This window comes from Lonepinella sp. BR2474 (genome assembly GCF_051851555.1).
Classification (GTDB): Bacteria; Pseudomonadota; Gammaproteobacteria; order Enterobacterales; family Pasteurellaceae; genus Lonepinella.
In genome coordinates, this window is the sequence record NZ_JBPDVH010000001.1 from 212722 (window position 1) to 228150 (window position 15429).

The window sequence follows — 15429 nt, forward strand, 5'->3', positions numbered from 1 at the left end:
TATTTCAATCTGAATGGGGAAATAATTCATCATGATGATCTCTCCCACCAATAAACGGTACAATACTCCAATTTATCGTATCAAATTAAAAAAAATCCGATAAACTATATTTAATTAGCAAAAAAGGAAAGACCTATTGATCTGCCCCCAAAAAGTTAGACACTTACATCAGGGACTGAGGACGATATTATATCGGACTCAGTCCTTTTAATTTTAATTGAATACGCTCTTCATTGTAATAGCTAACATACTCATCAATCATGATTTTAATTTCATCAATGGTCTTAAAAGATTTCCCATAAAAACGTTCTGTTTTCATTCGCCCGAAAAAACTTTCCATTGCCACATTATCTAAGCAATTTCCCTTGCGTGACATACTCTGCTCAATACCATTTTCTTGCAATATTCCCTGATAAGCTCGCATTTGATAGTGCCATCCTTAATCTGAATGTAAAATCGTTTTTTCCCGTTTTGAACGTTTTTTCAATGCTTTTTGCAACATCCTTTCCACTAATGCCCAGTTTGGATTTGTACTGCTGTGATGTCCGACCATTTCGTTGTTAAATGTGTCCAAAATCGGCGAAAAATAGAGTTTATTACCATCTTTTGCCTTGAACTCCGTAATGTCAGTCAGCCATTTTTCATTCGGTTTAGTCGCACTAAAATCACGGTTAAGCCGATTTTCTGCTATTTTCCCCACGTTTCCACGATAGGCATTATATTTTCGGCATTTTTTGCCTTTCACCTGCAAGCCCATTTCCTGCATAAAACGTTGAATTTTCTTATGATTTACTCATTTTAGCTCAGCAGTTACACGGCGATAGCCATACTCTGGGTGCTTTGTTTTTATCCCCCTGATTTTGGCTCTAAGCGTTTCATCTTTATCCGTTTTAGGCTTGATATGATAGAAAAATACACTACGAGAAAGTCCCACAATGTCGAGCAACAAAGCTAAGGGATAGCGTAATCTTAAGGCTTGGACGGCTTCTGCCGTTGCCTGTCTTCTCGTTTGATAATCTCGTCCAACTTTTTTAGAAAATCGTTCTCCGCTCTCAATCTTAGATTTTCAAGTTCGAGTTATTCTAGCCGATTCTTAGGTTTTGGGGCATTTTAGGATATTTTGGTTTCATCGTTTGGCGACCTTTTGGTTTAGGCAATAAGCCATTTATACCTTGTTTTTCAAAGGTTTTCAACCATTGGCTAATCATTCCAGAACTTGTTAAGCTAAAATGTAACGCCGCACCACGACCTGAAAATTGACCTAAAAGTACGCTTTGAACCACTTTAAATTTAAACTCGGGAGAATATTTTTGTTTGCTTTGTCGTACAGCTAACCCATTACTGCTTGAATGTTTGAATTATACAATCCAGTGTCGAACTATTTCATTTGGTAGGTTAAAATGTTTGAGTGTTATGGATAGGCTTTCGTGATTTGTGAAGTAAAAATCAACGAATTGTTGTTTAAATGCTTGATTGTATTTAGTCATAAAATCTACACCTTACTTAGTTGATTATTGGTCCAACTTTTGGGGTGCAGATCATTTTTACCGCACTTTTTGTCTGTCTAGGTTCTATGCTTAAGGCCGAATATCTCGCAAGATCGGATTTTGCATAGAAATCAGGGTTTCCGTGGATTGAATTTCATCAATCAACTGAATTTTGGTGGCCAACACATGATGTAGTTCTTCAATGGTGTGGGTCATGACTTTGATAAAAATTGAATAGTTGCCTGTGGTGTAATAGGCCTCGACCACTTCGTCAAAACTTTCAAGGCGGTGGATTACTTTGTCGTAATCTTTGGCGGATTTGAGGATAATCCCAATAAAACAGCACACATCATAGCCCAATTTGCGTTCGTTAATTCGCACTTTGGTGCCCTCAATAATGCCGGATTGACGCATTTTTTCGACTCGCACATGAATTGTCCCTGGGCTAACGCCAAATTTTTTGGCCATTTCAGCATAAGGTGTGCGAGCATCTTTGGTTAAAACACGTAAAATTTGCTGATCTAAGTTGTCAATAGTTTGCATAGCTACCTCGTTATTAGAATTTATCTAAAATTATTATGTGTATTTTGAATATTTTCTGTATTATATCGAAACTTTTATAAAAAGTATTGAAAAATATGCTTGTAATGTTAAATAATATGCAACAAGCGTTACGCAACAAGCGAAACACCTATTTTAATTGACAAGAACAAAGGTATTTAACCATGAAAAAATCATTTATTTTACAACAACAAGAAATTAGCTTTGCCAAAAACACGTTTACTGAAAAATTAGCGCAACATTTGGGACTGGTTGAAGTTCAAGGTCCCATCTTAAGTCAAGTGGGTAATGGGATTCAAGATAATTTATCAGGTAAAGAAAAAGCGGTTCAAGTGAATGTAAAAATGATTGAAGATGCCAGATTTGAAGTGGTACATTCATTAGCAAAATGGAAACGTCATACGTTAGCCCGTTTTGGTTTCGCTGAGGGCGAGGGCTTATTTGTTCACATGAAAGCCTTACGTCCAGATGAGGACAGCTTAGACCAAACGCACTCAATTTATGTGGACCAATGGGACTGGGAAAAAGTGATTCCAGCCGGTCAACGTAACTTAGCTTACTTAAAAGAAACCGTACGTTCAATTTATTCCGCGATTTTAGAAACCGAGCAAGCGGTGGATGAAAAATACGGCTTGAAATCGTTCTTACCGAAAGAAATCACCTTTGTACATTCAGAAGATTTGGTGCAAGCCTATCCAGGCATGACGGACAAAGAACGTGAAAACGAAATTTGTAAAAAATACGGTGCGGTGTTCTTAATCGGTATCGGTGGCGTGTTATCTGACGGTAAACCACATGACGGTCGTGCGCCAGACTATGATGACTGGACAACGGTTTCTGAGGGTGAATACAAAGGTTTAAACGGCGATATTCTCGTTTGGAACCCTGTATTGGAACGTGCTTTTGAGCTTTCTTCCATGGGGATTCGTGTGGATGAAACTGCGTTGCGCAAACAGTTAGCCATTACGCATGATGAAGATCGTTTAAAATTTGATTGGCACCAAGATTTAATTAACGGCCGTATGCCATTGTCTATTGGTGGTGGGATTGGGCAATCTCGTTTAGCCATGTTGTTGTTGCAAAAACATCACATTGGCGAAGTACAATCAAGCGTATGGCCAAAAGATGTCTTGGCTGAATTTAAAAATATTCTTTAATTAGGCCCCCTTCTTATTGCTAAAAGCCATCCTCTGATGGCTTTTAGTCATTTTATATATTCAAATAAAACGCCGCAGTTAATGCAATAAATTCCGCCGTATATTGATGATTTTCATCATAAATCATTAATTGCTCAATTTGAGGTGCGGTTTTTCTCTTTTCAAAGGAAACTAACATTCTATGTGGCGACTTGCCTTGTTTGGTGATGATTTCACAACGCCGATTGCAAAAAAGTGCGGTGTTTTTAATCAGTGTTTCTGCTTGTTCAAACGGTAAAATAAATTGAATTTTGCCTTGCTCGGTTAAGCACTGTTCAGCTACATGGAGCCAATCTATATGGGTTTGTTGTTGGGTATAACGGGCGGTATTGCGTGCGGCATCTCGGCAATCCACGCCTTGCGCAAAATAAGGTGGATTAGCCACGATTAAATCAAATTTAGGCCTTTTTTCACCGCAGTTTAGCGCAAATTCCCTGATATCTTGCTGAAGAATTTGTACCCGATTTTTCCATGGCGATTGATTAACATTATCTTGGGCCTGTTGAGCCGCATCAGGATCGATTTCCACCCCCACAATTTGCACGTGCGGATGCGTACGTTGTGCGAGCATTAACGCCACCAATCCCGATCCCGTACCAAGGTCACAAATATGCGTCGCCTGTTGAATATCGGCCCAAGCACCCAGTAAAATACCGTCCGTACCCACTTTCATGGCACAGCGATCATGCTGAATATAAAATTGTTTAAAACGAAACCCCGACATAAATCCCCCGATTGCCTGAAAGTGCGGTATAATTTAGCATAATTTTGACAATAAACTAGAGAAAATGATGTCACAACTGACTTTTGAAGAACTTGACCTTTCCCCGCTATTGCTGAAAGCCTTAGCGAAAAAGGGTTATACTCGCCCAACGGCGATTCAGCAAGAAACCATTCCGGCGGCCATGGAACTGCGAGATGTATTAGGCTCTGCCCCAACGGGAACCGGCAAAACGGCGGCCTTTTTATTGCCCGCCATTCAGCATTTATTAGACAATCCACGCCGTCAACCTGGGCCACCACGGATTTTAGTCCTTACTCCTACCCGTGAATTAGCCATGCAAGTGGCCGAGCAAGCGGAAGAACTGGCGCAGTTTACCCATTTAAACATTGCCACTATTACGGGCGGCGTGGCCTATCAAAATCACGGTGAAGTGTTTAATAAGAACCAAGATTTAGTGGTTGCCACTCCTGGTCGGTTATTGCAATATATCAAAGAAGAAAATTTTGACTGTCGTTCGGTCGAAATTCTGATCTTTGATGAGGCCGATCGCATGTTACAAATGGGCTTTGGACAAGATGCAGAAAAAATTGCGGCGGAAACCCGTTGGCGTGAACAAACTATGTTATTTTCTGCGACTTTAGAGGGCGAATTATTAACCGATTTTGCCGAGCGTTTATTGCAAGACCCGCTACAAGTAGACGCCGAACCAAGCCGTCGTGAACGCAAGAAAATTAACCAATGGTATTATCATGCGGATAACGTGGAACATAAAACCAAGTTACTGGTGCGCTTTATTGAAAATGAACAAGTGACTCGTGGCATTGTGTTTGTACGTCGTCGTGAAGATGTGCGTGAGCTGTCGGAAACCTTGCGCAAACGCAATATTCGTAGCACCTATTTAGAGGGTGAAATGGCGCAAACCCAACGGAATAATGCCATTGATAAACTCAAAAATGGCGTGGTCACCGTGTTAGTGGCAACGGACGTCGCTGCTCGAGGCATTGATATTGAGGATGTCAGCCATATTATGAATTTCGATCTGCCTTATAGTGCAGACACCTATTTACACCGTATCGGCCGTACAGCAAGAGCGGGTAAAAAAGGTACCGCCGTGTCTTTTGTCGAGGCGCATGATTACGGCTTACTCGGTAAGATTAAACGTTATACCGAAGAATTGCTTAAACCAAGAATTATTGAGGGATTAGAACCTCGCACTAAAGCCCCGAAAGACGGTGAAGTAAAAACCGTGAGTAAAAAAGCCAAAGCTCGTATTAAAGCGAAACGAGAAGAGAAGAAAAAAGACGAGCAGAAGAAAAAAGTCAAAGTGCGTCATAAAGATACGAAGAATATTGGCAAACGGCGTAAACCGAGTGGAACAAGAACGGAAGAAAACTAATTTATTCCAATGTTCAAAGCACACGCAACAAAATCGGCTTAAATGCCGATTTTTTTTGCATGTTTTTAGCGTAAACTCGCACAATCACAAAAGAAAGTGCGGTGCAAAAAAAGATAAAAATAGCCTGTAAGAGTTCGTGTTGGAATAGATGCTCGCCAATAAAAGCGGTGATCAGAATGGTGAGTAAGGGAGCAACATAAAGTAATAAGGCGGAGAATAATAAGGATTTTTCCGCTAAACCGATTTCCACGGTTTGGCCGATTTTTAAGGGCGTAATGGTTTCTAGTGTAAAAATATGTTCGCCTACTTTGCCAGTGAGTTCAGACAGCGCTGAAGTCCCACAACCTGATTTGACAGCGCAGGCGCCACAAGCGGATTGTGATTGACATTTCACTGTTGCCACACCCGCTTGATAATCAATGACGACGGCGCTTTCTGTTATCATCACCCACGACCTTTATTTAAACTGTAAATCTTGTACAATGCGTTTAGCGGTGGCCGCAGGAATTTGACCAATCAGGGTCACTTCTTTGTCACCGATGTTTTCGCTATAAATGGTGTTGACCCCTTGTTGCCAAAGGTGATCCTGATTTTCATTGATAATTTTATCCGCCACATAAATGGTAAAAGAAAATAATCCATCACTGTACAAGCGGCTTTCAATGATATTCTGATTATCGCTATCTTCGAGTTCCATGTTTTCATGAACCAAACTAAAACCTTGTGGTATCCAGTTTGTTTGCCAGCCAGTAATGGGCTTTTGTGCAACGGGTTCATTGGTTAATAACGGGGGAAAATGCACGGCATTGAGTTGTTCTGCCAAACCGTTTATTTCATCACCGATATATAAATTCACCACATGGAAACTTTCCAAAGTATTACCATTTCGATCAAGCAGATCACTGCGGAGCAACAAATGATTTTCTTCATCAATAAATAAGAGATATTGATAGCGAAAATCATCTTTTGGCATAATTTTAATCACTTGCACCAAACGATCGGCAATACGGTTACGTCCTAAAGCAGAGAAATCATAATATTCAGAAAATTTGTCTAAATTAGCCGATAAAATCGTGGGTAAATAATCCACAATGTGGTTAGCTTGAATGGTAAACGGGGTAAAATTCGCTTGAAAATAGCTGACCAAATTATCACGGCGAATAATATCCTGTTTGCCGCTTTCTAAGGTGGTGAGTTGGGCATAACTTTTATTATCCAACATGACGTGTTTATAACGGAAAGTTTGTAAATCCGTGGTATTAGTTTGCACAAAGGAAATTTGATAATTCAACTGGCTTTGTGCCTTGCTCATGGCACTCACCAGTTGTTTTGGCGTTAAGCTCTCTTCAGCCAATGCGACACAAGACAGACCGAGTAATAAACAAAGTGCGGTGGTATTTTTAATTATTTTTAGCATAGATCCATTCCAACGTTTATTTTCCATATTACCATGCCTTGCAAACAAAATCACCACCGTGAACGGTGGTGATCTGAGTATAACCATAAACTATTTTTGATGTTGACCTAAGTTCACACCGTCAGCATGTAAACGGCGCTGCAATTCATAATTCTGCAACATTGCGCCCATACGTTTGTTTTTCTGTTCAATTTGTTCATTAGTAATGACATCTTTACTTGGTGCATTATAGCTCACTTGTTGCACACCGTTATTGAATGGTAAGGTTTGCAACACTGGCGTATCCGCCGATTTTTCCGCTTGGTTCGCATTAAAAGTCTGCACACCTAACACTGCCACCAAACATACCGCTGCGGCTACTGCCACTTGTGTCAATGGGGCAAACATGGCTTTTAATTTTTGCATAAACGGCGAAGTTTCGACTTCTTCCGGTGTCGGTTGTGACATTTGCAATGGTGTTTCCGCCTCAATTAAGGCGTCCATTTTGGCCGTAAAATCGCTGCCTAAAAAGACCGCACTTTCTTCACGAATCACTGAACGAATGGTATGAAAATTCGCCCAACTTTGTTGTAATTCGCTATCACGACATAATGTTGCAGTGAATTCGTTACTTACTTGTTCACCGTCCATATAGGCGGAAAGTAACTCTTTTTGCATAATAATACCCCAATTTACTGTTTATTTTCTGTTGCGACACATTTTACTGTTGTAACAACGGGTTAATTTTATTTTCAATAATTTCCCTGGCTCGGAAAATTCGAGAACGCACTGTACCTACTGGACAATCCATAATGTCGGCAATTTCTTCGTAACTCAAACCTTCAAGCTCACGTAAGGTAATTGCAGTTTTCAACTCCTCTTGCATATTCTCAATGGTGTCAAAAACAATTTTTTTTAATTCTGCCGAGAGTAATTCATTCTCTGGCGTATCCACATCTCGCAAGTTCGTGCCTGAATCATAACTTTCAGCGTCCTCCGCCAAAATATCTTCATTGGGTGGGCGACGACCTTGTGCCGTTAAATAATTTTTTGCAGTATTCACTGCGATTCGGTAAAGCCAAGTATAAAAAGCACTGTCACCACGGAAAGAATCCATTGAGCGATACGCTTTGATAAAGGATTCTTGCACCACATCGGGAATGTCATTGCGTGGTACATAACGTGTTAATAAGCCTGCTACCTTGTTCTGATAACGAGAAACCAACAAATTAAAGGCTTTCTTATCCCCTTGCTGTACTCTTTCTACTAAAGCCTGATCGGTAATCTGTTCAGTCATATTATCTCTTGTTGCTTGCGATAACACAGCAAGCCGTTGTAATCAATTAGAGCGGGTGTTTTGCGAAAAGTTCAAAAAATTTTTAAACACCGCCAAATTTAGCTCTCTTATTGCAAAATCTGATGAATATAATCCACCATCGCTTGTAATTCAGGATCGGGAGCGGGCGTACGATTAAAGAACCACGAAAAAAGTTGTAAATCGGTACAAGCCAATAAACGAATAAAAGTGTGTTTTTGTGCCTCGGAGAGTTGCTCAAAATGCTGTTGATAAAATGGCATAATCACTTTATCTAACTCTAGCATGCCTCGGCGACAATCCCATTCAATGCGTAATTTATTGTATTTGGTCATCATTTGTTCCTGTTTTTGTTGGGGTATTATAGCGAAAAATAAAAAATAAAGAAAAATAAACCGCACTTTGCATCATAATGGGGATAATATTCCATTTTTTAAATGGGGGGTGAGAGTTTTTATTGTCCTTATAAAATGTGATCTGGATCACAAAAAATTGAATAAAATGGTAAAAGTGTGATCTATATCACATTTTTAAATTCAAGATATAAAAATAAAGTGTGATCTACTTCACATTTTTGAAATAAAAAAATTGCGTTACTTTGGCATTGTGTTATTTTTCAACTACTCATAATCTTCATTATAAGAGGTCAAAAATGTTATCAGCAAATGCAAAAGTGAAAATCCAAAATTTTGGACGTTTTCTATCTAATATGGTGATGCCTAATATCGGGGCATTTATTGCGTGGGGTTTTATTACAGCCCTGTTTATTCAAACGGGTTGGATCCCGAATGAAAATCTCGCCAAGCTCGTTGGGCCAATGATTACTTACTTGTTGCCATTATTAATTGGTTACACTGGGGGTAAATTAGTTGGGGGTGATCGCGGTGCAGTCGTTGGGGCAATTACCACTGCGGGTGTGATTGTCGGAACAGATATCCCTATGTTCTTAGGGGCCATGATTGCTGGACCGACGGGCGGTTGGGCTATTAAATCTTTCGACAAGTGGGCAGACGGCAAAATTAAAAGTGGTTTTGAGATGTTAGTAAATAACTTCTCCTCTGGTATTATCGGTATGATTTTAGCCATTTTGTTCTTCTATGTGGTTGGCCCTGTGGTGAAATCTTTATCCGAAGTGTTGGCTGCTGGCGTAGATGTATTGGTGAATAATGGGTTATTACCTCTTACTTCTCTGTTTGTAGAACCGGCTAAAATCTTATTCTTAAATAATGCGATTAACCACGGTATTTTCTCGCCTCTTGGTATTCAACAATCACAAGAATTTGGTCAATCCGTGTTCTTCTTAATTGAAGCCAATCCAGGCCCAGGGTTAGGCGTATTGTTAGCTTATATGTTCTTTGGTAAAGGTTCAGCGAAACAAACTTCAGGCGGTGCAGCGATTATTCATTTCTTCGGTGGTATCCACGAAATTTATTTCCCTTATGTGTTAATGAACCCACGTTTATTGCTTGCTGTGATTGCGGGTGGTGCAACTGGTGTGTTCACGCTAGTTTTATTTAATGCAGGGTTACAAGCGCCAGCCTCTCCAGGTTCAATCATTGCGGTGTTAGCCATGACACCAAAAGCCTCGTTCTTTGGTGTGATTACTTCTGTGATTGCCGCTTGTGCCGTTTCCTTTGTGATTTCTGCATTCTTCTTAAAAATTCAAAAAGAAGAGAGCTCAAACAGTTTAGAAGAAATGCAAGCTGCCTCTAAAGCGATGAAAAATACCAAGGCGAATACGATTGCTGTCAAGGATTTTGCAGGCCTGAAAAAAATCTTTGTATCTTGTGATGCGGGAATGGGCTCCAGTGCAATGGGGGCGAGCATGTTACGTAAAAAAGTCAAAGATGCAGGTTTACCGATTGAAGTGGCAAACTGTGCTATCAATGATTTGCCTGATAATGCACAAGTCGTGATTACCCATCAGGATTTAACCTTGCGTGCTAAACAACAAGTACCAAACGCTATGCACTTCTCATTACAGAATTTCTTAGACAATAAATTCTATGATGGCTTAGTAGGGGATTTAAAAGCCCATTTATCTGGCGAAAAGCCAGCACAAACTGCGGTTGAAAATCATACCGTAGAAGTCAATGGTACGACATTCAGCCTAAGCAAAGAACAGATTTTCTTAGGGTTACAAGCTGACAATAAATTTGATGCCATTCGTTTTGCGGGTGAGCAATTAGTCAAAGCAGGGTTTGTAGAACCAAGTTATGTGGATGCAATGTTTGAGCGTGAAAAATTAGTGTCTACCTATTTAGGCGAGGGCATTGCGGTCCCGCACGGCACGATTGAAGCCAAAGATGCCGTACTCAAAACAGGTGTAGTGGTTTGCCAATATCCGGCAGGTGTACGTTTTACCGATGAAGAAGACGGTGTGGCCAAATTGGTGATTGGTATTGCTGCTCGTAACAATGAACACGTTCAGGTAGTGTCCGCCATTACTAACGCTTTAGATGATGATAAAACCATTGCGTTACTCACGTCGACAAATGATGTAAATAAAGTACTAGAATTATTAAAAGCGTAAAGTGCGGTAAAAATTGGCGTAGTTTTTAACTATGCCAATGAATTGATTAAAAAGGAATAAATATGAAAGCATTACATTTTGGTGCAGGGAATATCGGACGAGGTTTTATCGGTAAATTATTAGCGGACAGCGACGTGCAAGTGATCTTTGCTGATGTCAACGACAGCGTGGTGAATTTGCTCAAAACTCAACAGTCTTACAATGTGAAAATTGTCGGCGATAGCATTAACACGATTGAAAAAGTAGAAAATGTAAGTGCCGTCAATTCTAAAGATGAACAGGAGTTAATTGATTTATTCAGTCAAGTGGATTTAGTCACTACGGCGGTGGGACCGACAGTAATGAAGATTATCAGCAGTTCCATCGCTAAAGGCATCACTGCACGTTTTAACGCAGGCATTGAAACACCGTTAAATATTATTGCCTGTGAAAATATGGTGCGAGGTACTACGTTCTTAAAACAGGAAGTGTTTAATCACTTAACCCATGAGGTGCAAGCCAAGGCTGAGCAGTTAGTGGGGTTTGTTGACAGTGCAGTGGATCGCATTGTGCCACCTGTACAAGCAGATGAAAGTGATCCTTTATTGGTGACCGTGGAAGAATTTAGCGAATGGATTGTGGATCAAACCCAATTTAAAGGCACGATTCCCGCCATTAAAGGCATGGAATTAACCGATAATTTAATGGCATTTGTGGAACGGAAATTATTCACGCTAAATACAGGCCATGCCGTAACCTCTTATTATGGCAAGGCCAAAGGCTATCAATTCGTCAAGGAAAGTATTGAAGATAATGAAGTCAAAGCCTTTGTCAAAGCAGTGATGCAAGAAAGTGGAGCGGTATTGATTAAACGTTATGGTTTCGCTCCGCAAGCTCATGCGGCTTACATTGAGAAAATCCTGAAACGTTTTGCCAATCCGTATTTGGTGGATGATGTCGATCGTGTTGGTCGTCAGCCATTGCGTAAACTGAGTTATAATGATCGCTTAATTAAACCGTTGCGTGGCACCATAGAATATGGCTTACCGAACAAAAATTTGATTAACGCTATTGCTTATGCTTTAACCTATCGTAATCAAGATGATCCACAAGCGGTTGAATTAGCCCAATCCTTAGCGGATAATGGCGTACTGGCAACGGTGAAGAAGTACACCGAATTGCAAGATGAAAACGTCATTGAGCAAATTGTCACGGCATATCAGGCTATTTAAGGTGAAACGTCTATAATCTATAAAGTGCGGTTAAAAATACCGCACTTTCTGTCATTTTATAAGGATTTACATTGTGTTGTCAGAGGATCCCATTTATGAAAAACTCAATGAGGCAAGTTCCATTCGAGGCTTTATTACCGCTACCGTCGCCATTTTTGACCAAGCTGTGGATCAACTGATTAACCGTGTTTTTCGTAAAACAGATTTTGCGGTGCAGTCCGTGGTAGAAAGTTTATTTGAAACATCAGGCCCTTTGTTTGATTTATCTATTCGTTTAAAAGTCTTGTTGGGATTAGGTGTGATTAGCCATGAATTGTTTGAAGATGTATCAGCCTTTATTCAAATGAAAGAAACCTTAAACAATGATGAAAAGGAATATGATTTTGTTGATCATATTGTGGTGCGTTTTGCTCATTCATTAAATTTTCTCGAAAATAAAAGTCTGTTAGATTTTCAGCCGATTAAGGAAGATGCTGACTCTTTAGTGTTTCAAATGAAACATTCTCGTCAAGAAAAATTATTACGTTCTTGTTTGATTTTAACGGTGGTGGAAATTTATGGGCAGTTACAAGTGGAAAGTCCATTGTAATCACGTGATAAAATTATCCTCTCCTTTTGTGATCTCCATTCCAAATTTGATAAATTATCACTCGCTACTCGTGAAATAGGATTGACATAGAAATCGGTATTTTTTACTCTAGGTTTCAACAACAATATGATCGAGGTGTAGCAGTATGTTTAATTTATTTCGTCAACCCTATGAGAAAGAAACGCTAAATGATTGGGCAAAGCTTTGTGTTGATGTGGCAAAAGTTGCAATTTTGGCGATTCCTGTTATGCTGTACGGAGAAAGTCCAATTCAGATAAAAATTATTAACACTATTTTGCTTTGTTCAGGTGTTTATGCTGGATTATATATGGGACGCCAATTACATAAACTAAAAGAGGAGCTTTAACATGGAATGGACATTCGGACTTGCCGTATTTGCCGCAATCATGTGTGCTGGGGCAATTTTTGTACATCATATTTCAAAATAATTTTTAATAGGGGAAAACGTTTACTTGTTTTCCCTTGATTTTCCTCTCTTTAACCCCTATATTCTGGATTAGTTTAATCATTCTTGGGGTTAGTTCATGAATTCAATTCAATATTTAGTTAATAGCCTGTTGGGCGTTTATATGTTAGTGGTGATGTTGCGGATGTGGTTGCAATATTGTAAAGCTGACTTTTATAATCCGATTTCACAAGCGGTGGTGAAATTAACGGATCCTGTGTTAAATCCGATTCGTAAAGCCTTTAAAGCCTTTAAAGCCTATAAAAATATCGATATCGCAGCGTTACTTTTTGTCTTTTTGCTCGGTTTAATTAAATATCCGTTATTGGCCATTTTAGGTGGTACATGGTCGTTTGATACGGTGGCTGCAAATGTGGGTTTATTTGCGTTGATTGGCGTATTAACGCTGTTGAAGATCTTTGGGGAAATGATTTTATACGTGATTTTTATTGGTGCGGTTTTGAGCTGGTTCCGTCGTGGTAACGATCCGCTTGCTTATTTGTTGTACCAATTAGGTGAACCCGTTCTTAGCCCAATTCGTCGTCTTTTACCGAAAACAGGCATGATCGATTTTTCACCAATGCTTTTAGCCTTTGTCTTATTTTGGTTAGACAAAGTGATGTATGATATCGTGCCGTTTGGCCTTTGGAAAATCGTGTAAAGTGCGGTATAAATTGGCGAAGTGTTTATGGCTGCAGTAGAACGAATTAACGGCGGATTACGATTACGCTTGTTGTTACAACCCAAAGCCAGTCGTGATGCGATTGTGGGTGTGCATGACGATGAATTAAAACTCAGCATTACAGCCCCTCCGATTGATGGTGCTGCTAACGCCTATTTATTAAAATATTTGAGTAAGTTGTTTAAAGTACCGAAAAGTCATATCGTATTAGAAAAAGGTGAACTCAATCGCCATAAACAGGTGTTTGTGCCAGAGCCGAAAGTCATTCCCGCAGAAATTGAGAGTTTGTTAGTCTAACAATAACTCAAACACGGCTTTTTGCGGATTGAGTTTAAATCCTTCCATTTCTAACAGATGACGTTGTTGCTGATCTTGTTCAACGGTCAGCACGTTGGCCTGTGTGAAACAGACAAATTCTTTGGCTTTTTCAATAAGTGCGGTGTAAATCTCGGTTTTTTTCGGGGTATTTTGCACAAAAATATCGGTGAGTTGCCAATAGCGTTGTAGTCTTAAAGAAGAGATGCGAGGATAAAGCTGAATAAAACCGACGGCTTGTTGCTGATCGTCAAAGGCTAAGAAAAAGATACTTTCACTAAAGCGAATACGGTTATTTAAAAAGGTATGAGTGCGTTCTGGGTTTTCCGCCATGCCGTGTGATAAACGGTATTCTTCAAATAACGGTAGTAATACCGCTAAATTCCATTGTTCAGCTTTGAAAATACGCATAATGTCTGGTTCTTAGGTGAGTGTTGATTAAAAAATAACAAACTTATACAGTAGATTTTACCTTGTAAATCAAGAATAATCATCTGTTAGATCAAAAAAACGTGAAAAAAAAGCAAAAATAGGCTGAAAATTTGCTATATTAGATAGCATCATTTTTATTAAATCAACTAGGTCATTCAAGGAGAATTTAAATGGCAGTTCGTAAACCACTCGTGATGGGTAACTGGAAATTAAACGGTAGCAAAGCCTTTACCAAAGAATTAATTGTAGGCTTGAAACAAGAACTTCAAGGCGTTGACGGTTGTGGCGTGGCTATTGCCCCACCGGTGATGTATTTGGCTGAAGCAGAAACCGCATTAGTAGGTAGTGACATTGCTTTAGGTGCGCAAAATGTCGATCTGAATAAACAAGGGGCGTTTACTGGCGATATTTCTACGGAAATGTTAAAAGACTTTGGGGCAAAATATATTATTATCGGCCACTCTGAGCGTCGTACTTATCACAAAGAAAGTGATGAATTTGTTGCGAAAAAATTTGGCGTGTTAAAAGAGGCGGGGTTAGTACCAGTGTTATGTATCGGTGAATCTGAGGCGGAAAACGAGGCGGGCAAAACCCAAGAAGTTTGTGCGAGACAAATTGATGCGGTAATCAATGCGTTAGGCGTAGAGGCCTTTAACGGTGCGGTAATTGCTTATGAGCCGATTTGGGCCATTGGCACCGGTAAATCTGCCACCCCAGCACAAGCGCAAGCGGTACATAAATTTATTCGTGATCATATTGCGGTGAAATCTCAAGCGGTAGCAGATCAAGTGATTATCCAATATGGTGGTTCTGTGAATGATGCGAATGCCGCAGAGTTATTTACTCAGCCAGATATTGATGGTGCGTTAGTAGGCGGTGCCTCATTAAAAGCCGCAGCCTTTGCCGTGATCGTCAAAGCGGCTGCGAAAGCAAAAGCGTAAGTATAATAGGTGTGATATGAGAAAGTGCGGTGAAAATGTTGGCTATTTTTCACCGCACTTTTTTCTTGTTTCTTCCTTAAAAGGATGAGCTAGATCACATTTTAACGCTATTTATATTATCAATCGCATTAATTTCCCGTTTATCATGAAAAATCAGGTAAAATGGCAAGATTAATCTTCATTTA

At 39.7% G+C, this 15429-nt stretch carries 17 protein-coding genes and 1 pseudogene; 9 read left to right on the plus strand and 9 right to left on the minus strand.

Going from position 1 to position 15429, the window contains the following annotated elements:
* Nucleotides 1–187: 187 nt before the first annotated feature.
* Both ACTG7Q_RS01090 and asnC read right to left on the minus strand, forming a co-directional pair.
* Nucleotides 188–1487, minus strand: a pseudogene (locus ACTG7Q_RS01090) (IS3 family transposase).
* Between the two features lie 90 nt (nt 1488–1577).
* Nucleotides 1578–2030 (minus strand): transcriptional regulator AsnC, encoded by a 453-nt coding sequence (asnC, locus tag ACTG7Q_RS01095; RefSeq protein WP_439239971.1) that lies wholly within the window; start codon nt 2028–2030, stop codon nt 1578–1580.
* 182 nt (nt 2031–2212) lie between these two features.
* Between asnC and asnA the strand changes: the two genes are divergently transcribed.
* The gene (gene asnA / locus ACTG7Q_RS01100) at nt 2213–3205 is read left to right on the plus strand and encodes an aspartate--ammonia ligase (protein WP_439239973.1); all 993 of its coding nucleotides are present in this window, start codon (nt 2213–2215) and stop codon (nt 3203–3205) included.
* Between the two features lie 52 nt (nt 3206–3257).
* Here the strand turns inward: asnA and ACTG7Q_RS01105 are convergent, their stop codons facing one another.
* Entirely contained in the window at nt 3258–3968 is a 711-nt protein-coding gene (locus tag ACTG7Q_RS01105) for a tRNA1(Val) (adenine(37)-N6)-methyltransferase (protein ID WP_439239975.1), read from the minus strand.
* Nucleotides 3969–4035: 67 nt separating this feature from the next.
* Between ACTG7Q_RS01105 and srmB the strand changes: the two genes are divergently transcribed.
* Complete coding sequence (gene srmB, locus ACTG7Q_RS01110) at nt 4036–5364, plus strand: ATP-dependent RNA helicase SrmB (protein ID WP_439239977.1); 1329 nt, start codon at nt 4036–4038, stop codon at nt 5362–5364.
* A 13-nt stretch (nt 5365–5377) separates the two neighbouring features.
* Here srmB and ACTG7Q_RS01115 read toward each other — a convergent pair whose 3' ends face one another.
* The 5 genes from ACTG7Q_RS01115 to ACTG7Q_RS01135 form a co-directional block, all read right to left on the minus strand.
* Nucleotides 5378–5809, minus strand: a complete 432-nt coding sequence (locus ACTG7Q_RS01115; protein WP_439239979.1) for a SoxR reducing system RseC family protein — start codon at nt 5807–5809, stop codon at nt 5378–5380.
* A gap of 12 nt (nt 5810–5821) precedes the next feature.
* Nucleotides 5822–6781 carry a sigma-E factor regulatory protein RseB gene (gene rseB / locus ACTG7Q_RS01120; protein WP_439239981.1) on the minus strand — a complete coding sequence of 320 codons (960 nt, stop codon included), beginning with the start codon at nt 6779–6781 and terminating at the stop codon, nt 5822–5824.
* A gap of 90 nt (nt 6782–6871) precedes the next feature.
* Complete coding sequence (locus ACTG7Q_RS01125) at nt 6872–7438, minus strand: RseA family anti-sigma factor (RefSeq protein ID WP_439239983.1); 567 nt, start codon at nt 7436–7438, stop codon at nt 6872–6874.
* Between the two features lie 43 nt (nt 7439–7481).
* Nucleotides 7482–8057, minus strand: coding sequence for an RNA polymerase sigma factor RpoE (gene rpoE / locus ACTG7Q_RS01130; protein ID WP_439239985.1), 576 nt, complete (start codon nt 8055–8057; stop codon nt 7482–7484).
* Between the two features lie 107 nt (nt 8058–8164).
* Nucleotides 8165–8410: a succinate dehydrogenase assembly factor 2 gene (locus ACTG7Q_RS01135; RefSeq protein WP_439239987.1), complete on the minus strand. Its 246-nt coding sequence runs from the start codon at nt 8408–8410 to the stop codon at nt 8165–8167.
* A 317-nt stretch (nt 8411–8727) separates the two neighbouring features.
* On the opposite strand from ACTG7Q_RS01135, the gene ACTG7Q_RS01140 reads away from it, so the two are divergent.
* The 6 genes from ACTG7Q_RS01140 to yggU all read left to right on the plus strand — a co-directional run bounded on the left by ACTG7Q_RS01140 (nt 8728) and on the right by yggU (nt 13853).
* Nucleotides 8728–10608, plus strand: coding sequence for a PTS mannitol transporter subunit IICBA (locus ACTG7Q_RS01140; protein WP_439239989.1), 1881 nt, complete (start codon nt 8728–8730; stop codon nt 10606–10608).
* A 62-nt stretch (nt 10609–10670) separates the two neighbouring features.
* A complete protein-coding gene (locus ACTG7Q_RS01145; protein ID WP_439239991.1) occupies nt 10671–11819 on the plus strand; it encodes a mannitol-1-phosphate 5-dehydrogenase in 1149 nt (382 codons plus the stop codon).
* 73 nt (nt 11820–11892) lie between these two features.
* Nucleotides 11893–12408: an MltR family transcriptional regulator gene (locus tag ACTG7Q_RS01150; protein ID WP_439239993.1), complete on the plus strand. Its 516-nt coding sequence runs from the start codon at nt 11893–11895 to the stop codon at nt 12406–12408.
* A gap of 145 nt (nt 12409–12553) precedes the next feature.
* Nucleotides 12554–12775: a hypothetical protein gene (locus ACTG7Q_RS01155; protein ID WP_439239995.1), complete on the plus strand. Its 222-nt coding sequence runs from the start codon at nt 12554–12556 to the stop codon at nt 12773–12775.
* Nucleotides 12776–12953: 178 nt separating this feature from the next.
* On the plus strand, nt 12954–13535 hold the full coding sequence (locus tag ACTG7Q_RS01160; RefSeq protein ID WP_439239997.1) for a YggT family protein: 582 nt from the start codon (nt 12954–12956) through the stop codon (nt 13533–13535).
* Between the two features lie 27 nt (nt 13536–13562).
* Nucleotides 13563–13853, plus strand: a complete 291-nt coding sequence (gene yggU, locus ACTG7Q_RS01165; protein ID WP_439239999.1) for a DUF167 family protein YggU — start codon at nt 13563–13565, stop codon at nt 13851–13853.
* Here yggU and ACTG7Q_RS01170 read toward each other — a convergent pair.
* A complete protein-coding gene (locus ACTG7Q_RS01170; RefSeq protein WP_439240001.1) occupies nt 13845–14282 on the minus strand; it encodes a GNAT family N-acetyltransferase in 438 nt (145 codons plus the stop codon). The two genes, yggU and ACTG7Q_RS01170, sit on opposite strands and share 9 nt — an antisense overlap.
* A gap of 191 nt (nt 14283–14473) precedes the next feature.
* Between ACTG7Q_RS01170 and tpiA the strand changes: the two genes are divergently transcribed.
* Nucleotides 14474–15244: a triose-phosphate isomerase gene (tpiA, locus tag ACTG7Q_RS01175; RefSeq protein WP_439240003.1), complete on the plus strand. Its 771-nt coding sequence runs from the start codon at nt 14474–14476 to the stop codon at nt 15242–15244.
* Nucleotides 15245–15429: the final 185 nt, after the last annotated feature.

Coding starts and splice junctions, on each gene's coding strand:
- asnC (WP_439239971.1), bottom strand. CDS start 2,030: ATGCAAACTATTGACAACTTAGATCAGCAAATTTTACGTGTTTTAACC.
- asnA (WP_439239973.1), top strand. CDS start 2,213: ATGAAAAAATCATTTATTTTACAACAACAAGAAATTAGCTTTGCCAAA.
- ACTG7Q_RS01105 (WP_439239975.1), bottom strand. CDS start 3,968: ATGTCGGGGTTTCGTTTTAAACAATTTTATATTCAGCATGATCGCTGT.
- srmB (WP_439239977.1), top strand. CDS start 4,036: ATGTCACAACTGACTTTTGAAGAACTTGACCTTTCCCCGCTATTGCTG.
- ACTG7Q_RS01115 (WP_439239979.1), bottom strand. CDS start 5,809: ATGATAACAGAAAGCGCCGTCGTCATTGATTATCAAGCGGGTGTGGCA.
- rseB (WP_439239981.1), bottom strand. CDS start 6,781: ATGCTAAAAATAATTAAAAATACCACCGCACTTTGTTTATTACTCGGT.
- ACTG7Q_RS01125 (WP_439239983.1), bottom strand. CDS start 7,438: ATGCAAAAAGAGTTACTTTCCGCCTATATGGACGGTGAACAAGTAAGT.
- rpoE (WP_439239985.1), bottom strand. CDS start 8,057: ATGACTGAACAGATTACCGATCAGGCTTTAGTAGAAAGAGTACAGCAA.
- ACTG7Q_RS01135 (WP_439239987.1), bottom strand. CDS start 8,410: ATGACCAAATACAATAAATTACGCATTGAATGGGATTGTCGCCGAGGC.
- ACTG7Q_RS01140 (WP_439239989.1), top strand. CDS start 8,728: ATGTTATCAGCAAATGCAAAAGTGAAAATCCAAAATTTTGGACGTTTT.
- ACTG7Q_RS01145 (WP_439239991.1), top strand. CDS start 10,671: ATGAAAGCATTACATTTTGGTGCAGGGAATATCGGACGAGGTTTTATC.
- ACTG7Q_RS01155 (WP_439239995.1), top strand. CDS start 12,554: ATGTTTAATTTATTTCGTCAACCCTATGAGAAAGAAACGCTAAATGAT.
- ACTG7Q_RS01160 (WP_439239997.1), top strand. CDS start 12,954: ATGAATTCAATTCAATATTTAGTTAATAGCCTGTTGGGCGTTTATATG.
- yggU (WP_439239999.1), top strand. CDS start 13,563: ATGGCTGCAGTAGAACGAATTAACGGCGGATTACGATTACGCTTGTTG.
- ACTG7Q_RS01170 (WP_439240001.1), bottom strand. CDS start 14,282: ATGCGTATTTTCAAAGCTGAACAATGGAATTTAGCGGTATTACTACCG.
- tpiA (WP_439240003.1), top strand. CDS start 14,474: ATGGCAGTTCGTAAACCACTCGTGATGGGTAACTGGAAATTAAACGGT.